The sequence below is a fragment of the Kitasatospora sp. NPDC028961 genome (genome assembly GCF_055564815.1).
Genome location: NZ_JBVHVO010000038.1, coordinates 39,001 through 46,078, shown reverse-complemented (window position 1 = coordinate 46,078; position 7,078 = coordinate 39,001). Strand labels below are relative to the sequence as shown.

5 protein-coding genes are annotated in these 7,078 nt (G+C 69.6%); 2 read left to right on the top strand and 3 right to left on the bottom strand.

Features of this window, described 5'->3' with window-relative positions; genetic code table 11:
- Nucleotides 1-130: 130 nt before the first annotated feature.
- From ACZ4UX_RS34760 to ACZ4UX_RS34750, 3 genes are all read right to left on the bottom strand, one after another.
- Complete coding sequence (locus tag ACZ4UX_RS34760; RefSeq protein ID WP_465709576.1) at nucleotides 131-1,000, bottom strand: AraC family transcriptional regulator; 870 nt, start codon at nucleotides 998-1,000, stop codon at nucleotides 131-133.
- A gap of 219 nt (nucleotides 1,001-1,219) precedes the next feature.
- Nucleotides 1,220-1,552, bottom strand: coding sequence for a hypothetical protein (locus ACZ4UX_RS34755; protein WP_465709563.1), 333 nt, complete (start codon nucleotides 1,550-1,552; stop codon nucleotides 1,220-1,222).
- Between the two features lie 27 nt (nucleotides 1,553-1,579).
- Nucleotides 1,580-5,563, bottom strand: coding sequence for a polymorphic toxin-type HINT domain-containing protein (locus ACZ4UX_RS34750; protein WP_465709562.1), 3,984 nt, complete (start codon nucleotides 5,561-5,563; stop codon nucleotides 1,580-1,582).
- A 466-nt stretch (nucleotides 5,564-6,029) separates the two neighbouring features.
- On the opposite strand from ACZ4UX_RS34750, the gene ACZ4UX_RS34745 reads away from it, so the two are divergent.
- Both ACZ4UX_RS34745 and ACZ4UX_RS34740 read left to right on the top strand, forming a co-directional pair.
- Nucleotides 6,030-6,521, top strand: coding sequence for a hypothetical protein (locus ACZ4UX_RS34745; protein ID WP_465709561.1), 492 nt, complete (start codon nucleotides 6,030-6,032; stop codon nucleotides 6,519-6,521).
- 64 nt (nucleotides 6,522-6,585) lie between these two features.
- Nucleotides 6,586-7,074: a hypothetical protein gene (locus ACZ4UX_RS34740; RefSeq protein WP_380393582.1), complete on the top strand. Its 489-nt coding sequence runs from the start codon at nucleotides 6,586-6,588 to the stop codon at nucleotides 7,072-7,074.
- Nucleotides 7,075-7,078 lie beyond the last annotated feature (4 nt).

Sequence of the window (7,078 nt, the reverse complement as noted above, 5' to 3'; positions counted from 1 at the left end):
GCAAGAGACATAGACGCGGAGAGGGGGGGGGGGGGTGGGGGGGGGTAGTTGTGTTTTTCTTGTTTGTGTGCGGCCAGGCGACCCCCCCCCCCCCCCCCCCCCCCCGGCCCAGTTCACCATGCGGCAGGGCTCACCGGGCGACCCGCTCCACGCCGGTCCACAGCTGCGCCTCGGCGACGCCGTCGGACAGGAAACGGGTGCGCAGGATCTCCGGCCCCGGCCGGGTCTCGTAGGGGTTGGACGGGAACCACTGGGTGTAGACGTCCCGCCACATCTCCTGGAGCGCCTGCGGGAACGCCCCGGTGACGGAGAAGACGGCCCAGGTCCCGGCTGGCACCTCCCGCACGTCCAGATCCTCCGGCACGACGACGTGCGCACCCGCCACCACCGCGTGGTAGTAGTCGAGTTCGACGCCCTCCTCCCGGCTGTCCGAGAAGAACTCGGTGACCGAGACGACGCCGTCCGGGTCCTGGTCCGAGAGGACGGCGATCCGGTCGACGACCCCCGGTGGGATCCCCCGGATGAACGCCGCGATGGCCGGATTCACCCCCTCGTGGGCGAGCGGGACCCGGGCCCGCCGACCGACCACCCGGAACCCGGGCTTCTCCACGATGCGGTATTCCATACTGCTGCTCCCTTCGACGACGAGTCGGAAGGACATCCGGGGCTGGGACCGCAGCACCACGCCGCCGCGCCGGGCCTCACCCGGTCCGACGCCGTGCATCGCCCGGAACGCCCGGGCGAACGCCTCCCCCGAGTTGTAGCCGTACCGGACCGCCACATCGAGCAGCGTCCGCTCACCGGCCAGCACCTCGGCCCCGGCCACGGTCAGCCGCCGGCGCCGCACGTACTCCGACAACGGCATCCCGGCCAGCGCGGAGAACATCCGCCGGAAGTGGTACTCCGACGTCCGCGCGATCCGCGCCAGCTCACCCACGTCGATCACCCCGTCCAGGTGCTCCTCGACGTACTCCATGGCCCGGTTGACCTGCTCCAGCACCCCGACCCCGTCCTTCCCTCTCACTGCCCACCACCGTAGGAACCCCCCACCCTCCCCCACCCGACATCCTGTGCCCGCTCCGATCGGGTCCGGGAGCGAAACGGGCACGGGGGAGTTTCTGTGCAGCGGCGCCCGTCACACACAGGTCCTGCGGAAAATGAAGGGCCGCTCGCACTTTGCGAGCGGCCCTTCACTACTCCCAGTCGATCAGGTGACGGCCTACGGAGTCCCTACGCGTAGGTATTCACCATATATTTGATGCAGCAGAACCGCATACCGATAGTGGGCGTCAACAACTTCCCGCTCTCCCACGGTGGCACCTTCACCAAATCGTTCCAGGCGAGAGATGATCTCTTCAAGCAACCCCATGACGTCTCCCCGGGCCGGCTTGAATATCCCCTCTTCGACAAAAAGGATCACCTGGGTCACATGCTCATCAGCGAGGGCCAGGTCGCCATGGATGAGTGCCAGATTCTCGCCTGCGCGCAACAGATTCTCGCCGCGGCGGAGACTGGGGAACGACAAGCGCCGCCAGAGAGCGTAGTCCTCCATAAAATCCGACAACGACCCATCCTCTCGCTAGTCGGCGCCATACCAGAAGGTTACGGCCTTGCCGTCAGGACCGACGATCCCACCCTTACCCGTCTGGGGGTCCACGTACTTGATCCCGCGCGACCCGTCCGCCAGAGTTTCCAAACTGGCGTTGAGCCCCCTCTTTCCTCCTGGCTGGGCAATGCCCGCAGCCCAGTCTTTCGCATCCTTGAGGTACTGCTCATGCGTGACGCCGCGCGCCTTCCCATGCTTGTCCCAGTGGTATTCGAACTGATCCTGAGAGGACCTGCCGCTGGGGTTGTAGAAGGCGTCATCGATCTTCTCGGTGCACAATCCCGTATTGTGCACCAGTACCGGCACTGTACCGGCGATCGCATAGTACGTGTGGAGATCGCTGACCGAGAGGTTGTAGGCGGGCTGCAAGGTGGTCCAGTGGCGGACGCCCGAGATCGTGGCAGTCGCACCGGAAGCCGTTAGCACCAGGTCGCCGGCCCGGAGATCGGCGGCGTCCACCCAGTTCTGACGGTTCTCGGACCAGAAGGGGTGGTGGTCGGTCGCGGTCAGCGTGCCGGCCTTCTCCCCCGTCAGCACCACCAGGTCCGTGAAGTCACGGTCATCGGGGGTGTAGATCGTCGCGTCCACCCGGCGGGCGCCGGTCTGTCCACTTGCGGGGTCGCCGGACAGGACCTGGTCGCCGACCCGGACCTGCTCGATCGGCTTGGTCGAACCGTCCGCCATCAGCACACGGGTGCCGGCCGGGAAGCTGTTCCTGCCGATGGGGCAACTGCCGGGGAGCTTGGAGAACAGCTTGTCCAAGAACTCCATGACCTTCTTGCCGCCGGGGATCTTCTCGGCCCACTTGGCAAGCTTGGCCACGGCGGCGGCGTCCCCGGCGAGCGGGATCGCACCGACGCAGGACAGGATCGCGTTCTCGACGTCCTTCTGCAGGGCGTAGATCCCGCAGTTGATCAGGTCGGCGATGTCCGCTAGGCCCGGCGCAAAGACGCCTCCGACGCCTCCGATGAGGTCCAGGACCCCGTGGGTGACGTTCAGGACCGTGTCCAGCCAGCCCGACTTGTGCTGGGCGGCCTCCTTGCGGAGTTCGGCCTCCAGCGTGTCGGTCGCCGACTTCTTGTCCTGCTCGGCCTGCTGCTTGGCGGCGGCGTCACTGGCGGCCTGGGCCGCGGCCACGCGGGCGGCCTCCTGCTCGGCGACGTACTTGGTCTTGTACGTGTCCATGGCGTTGCGCGCGGCCTGCGCGGCGACCGCCGTGTCCTGACCGGCGGCCTCGGCGTCGGCCTTCGCCCGGGCGGCGGAGGCGTATGCATCCCGCGCAGACAAGCTCGCATTGGCGGCCGAGCGCTGGGCCTGCTGGGCCGAGTAGGCCGCAGAAGCCGCGGAGTGACGAGCTGAAGCCTCGGCGGAGGCGGCGGTCTTCGCCGCGTCTGCGGCCTTTTTCGCGCTCGCGGCGGCCGCGTCGGCCTTGTTCTTCGCCTCGGCGGCGTAACCCGCAGCGGCACTGGCAGACGCAGCGGCTTGGGCGGACGCGGCGTTGGCCTCGCCGGTGGCGTTCCTGGCGAGGGCTGCGGCCTGGACAGCCTCGGCGGCGCTCTGCTGAGCGTAGGCGGTGACCGCCGATGCCTCGGAGATCATCCGCTGGATCTCGGCCGCGTGAGTCGCGGCGAGCGCGTCCTTGCGAGCGGTGATGTACTGCCCGGTTTCGATGAAGGCCCGGAGTACCTCCGGCGGACCCTCGAGCGCGATCTGCGCCGCGGCCTTGACCTCGGGACCACCGGACTGACGAAGCCCTGCCGCGACGACCTGGTCGTCGGCGAGCTGGGCCAGGTAGCGGCCGCTGGCGAGGAAGTCACGCAGCGCGTCGACGTTGCCGTTGAGCGCGGCACGGCCGGCGGCCTGGACACTGGGTCCGCCAGTGCTGACGATCTTGGCCACACTGACCTGGAAGTCCGCAGTCGCGGCCTGGTACTGACCGGTACTCAGGAAGGCGGTGACAGCGCCGGTGTCTCCCTGCAGGGCGTTCGCCGCCGCAGCGCGCACCGCCGGAAGGTCTGAGGTGGTGGCGAGGTTCTGGACGCGCTCCCGGTCGTCCATCTCGATCGCCCGGCGGCGACCGTCACGGACGAAGTCGAGCACGTCCTGGTCGGTACCGGCAAGCGCCGTGCGGGCTCCTGTGACCTCCCAGGGACCGGCGATCTTCATCGACAGGACGGCGAGCTTGCGCCCGTCGGTGACGATTGCCGCAGTGTCGGGGTTCGCCTGTGCCAGCGCGGTGGCGAGGCGGGTGGCCTCGTCCTTGGTTCGGCGCAGCTGCTGAACGCCCTCGCCGATCGAGGCCTGCTTGTCGTCGTAGGCAGCCTTGGCGGACCTGACCCGTTCGACATCGGTGGCGGTCTGCGACGCGAGGTCCTCGGCCTCTGCCCGCTGGGCGAGGTCGTGGACCCGATTGGCCTCGTCGACGGCGTCCTTGGCGGTCTGCGCGGCGGCGACCGCCGCGTCGGCGTGCGCCTTGGACCGGTCGGCGGCCTGTGCGGCCTCCCCGGCATGCTGGGCGGCGTCGTAGGCGGCGGCCGCCGCGTTGTGGGCGTGTGCGGCGGCGGAGTCCGCGAGCACCTTCGCCTGGGCGGTCGCCTTCGCGGCCTCGCCGGCCAGGGACTTGGCGGCGGTCGCCGCCCTGGAGGCTTCCTGGGCCTGACGCTGGGTCGCGGCTGCCGCGGCCTTGGCACGCGCCGACTGGGAACCGGCCACGCCGGCGTAGCTACCGGCCTGTCCGGCTGCGGTGGCGGCGGCCATGGCATTCCCGCTGGCGCTCAGGGCCGACTCGGCCACCTCGGCGCTCGCGCTCGCGGCGGCCGTGGCCTGGGTCAGCGACCCCGAGGCCAGGTCCGCGGCCTTGGCAGCGGTCTCGGCCGCCGTGGCGGCCGCCGTGGCCGCGTCGGCCTTGCCACGGTCAGAGGCGGCTCCCGCCGCCGCGTTGCGGGCGGCGGTTGCGGCCCGGGCCGCGCCAGCCGCGGCGTAAGCGGCCTGGCTGGCCGCACTGGCCGCCGTGCGGGCCGAGTTGGTGGCGGAGCGGGCGGCCTTCACCGCGGTCTGCGCCGCGTCGGTCGCCCGGTTGGCGGCGTCCGCCGCTCGTCCGGCGGCGGCGGTCGCGGCGACCGTGTCGTTGTGCGCAGCCTCGGTCTCGGCGGCGGCCTTCGCTGCCGACTCCTTGGCCAGTTGTGAGGCCGCGATCGCCTGTGCCGCGGACTCCTTGGCATCCTCCGTCTCGCGGGCGGCCTGCGCGGACGCCTCCTTGGCCTGCTGGGTCAGCTGCTCGACGCTCGTGTGCTCCACGTCACGGGCCTTGGCCACGTGCTGGCCGACCTCGAGGAACTCACGGACGTCGTCGATGGTCCCGTTGAGCGCCAGCCTGGCGGCGGCCTGGGTGTTCGGCCCACCCGCGGAGAGGATCTGGACCAGCTTCACCCGGTCATCGGTGTCCCGCGCGGTGTACTGACCTTCATTCAGGAACACCTGGACATCGGTCGGAGTCCCGTTGAGGGCGGCCCTCGCCGCAGCCTGCACACCGGGACCGGCACCGTTGATCAACGAGGCGGCCTTGACCTGCTGGTCGCTCTTCAGCGCCTCCTGATAGCCACCGTCCAGGAAATCCTGCAGCTCCTTGGGGGTGCCTGCAAGCGCCTTACGCGCCATCTCTCGCACCCCGGTTCCACCCAAGGTGAGGATCTGCGCGGCACTGACCTGGTCGTCTTGCACCTGGGCAAGGACGTGCTCGCTGTCCAGGAACTTGCGCACGTCCGCGTCCGAGCCAGTCAGCGCAGCCTCAGCCGCGGCCTTGACCGCTGGACCACCCTCCTGCCAGAACGCAACCACATTGGCACGGTCCGTCGACACGACGGCGGTCGTGCCACCCGGCGCATCTGCGGCCATGGCCGGCGCGGCCCCCAACAGACCGGCCGCGAGCGCCAATGGCAGCACGCGCAGGCTGACCACGGCGGATATCGACTGCCCACCCCGCCTTCGCCGCCCGGACCGGACAACTATTCCACCCACCAGAGACCCCTCCACGATCCGACAGCCGAGATTCGACTGGGGTGGAGCATATCCACAGGGGAATACCCGACCGACCGGAATAGCGACCCGTCAGGGCTGCACCCAGAGGTTTTACTCGGCTGCAACGGATGGCAAAACCAGACAAAAGGAGATCAATCTCCCGATCCGTCAAATCATCGGACCAACTCGTCTGACCTGCGCCATCACTTGATCCAGCCATAACCGCGGAGGGCTCTCGACGATGCCCTAGACTGCGAACCGCTCAAGCCATCGGGGGCCGGGAATGGCGCGCCACCGCCGCCATTCCATCTGTCTCGTGCGTGTCGGATCAACGATGCCGACCGTCGAGTAGTTGGACGTCGACCGTTCCCCCGGGTGAAGTCAACCCACCTGAAGGGAAATCGAGATGAAGAGCAACATATCCCGCTGGCTGGTCGCCGGCTCCCTCGCGGCCGCCACCACCTTCGGCGCCACCGCACTGGCCTCCGCCGACACCGCTCCCGGCGACGACACCGCCACCCCGCCGCCGGCGGTGGAGGACTTCGCCTACCCCGGCGTCTCGCCCCTCCCCCAGCTGAAGCTCATCCGCGGTGACGGTCACATCGTGCTGGCCGACTGCAACACGGCCACCCAGATCCAGCTGTGGAGCACCGCCGCCACCAGCCCCAGCGGCGGTCCCGGCGTCTGCTTCCGCGTCACCGGTTCGAGCGGCTACCTCTCGCTCGAACTGCCGCAGACCTTCATGATCCAGACCAGCAACGAGCGGGCCGTGCGCGCCAATCTGACCGCCGAGGGCGTCGCCCAGACCGTGGACGTCGCCAAGGGCGGGGCCGCCACTGTCGGTGTGGCGCTCGGGCAGAAGCCGACCATGCTCGTCGAGTTGCGCATCACCGGCTGATCCGTCACCGAGCCGGTCGCCGGCCGGCCACTCAGTACCCGACACCATCGATCCGGGGGACCCCATGAAACACCGCGTCCGCGGTTGGGCGGCCGTCATCGCCGCCACCGCCGCCGCAGGCGTGTTCGGCCTGAGCGCGTTCGCCGCCGCCGACACGGCACCACCACCCGCTGACGGCACCCTCCCGCCGTCGGCCGTCGAGGACTTCTCCTACCCCGGCGGCTCCACGCTGACCGGCCTCAAGATCATGCGCGGGGACGGGCACATCCTTCTCGCCGACTGCGCCGGCGCGACGCAGATCCAGATCTGGACCCGAGCACCTGGCAACAAGGACAACAAGGTGTGCTTCACGGCCACCACCACAACCGGCTTCCTGACCCTGGAGCTGGTCGACGTCTTCGCCGTTCAGACCTCGGGGCGCTCCGTACAGGCCGGCCTCACCGCCGGTGGGTCCACCCAGACCCTGGACGTTCCCAAGGACGGCTTCGCGGGCGTCGGCGAGGGGCTCGGCCAGGCTCCGACCACCGTCGTCGAACTGCACGTCACCGGCTGACCAC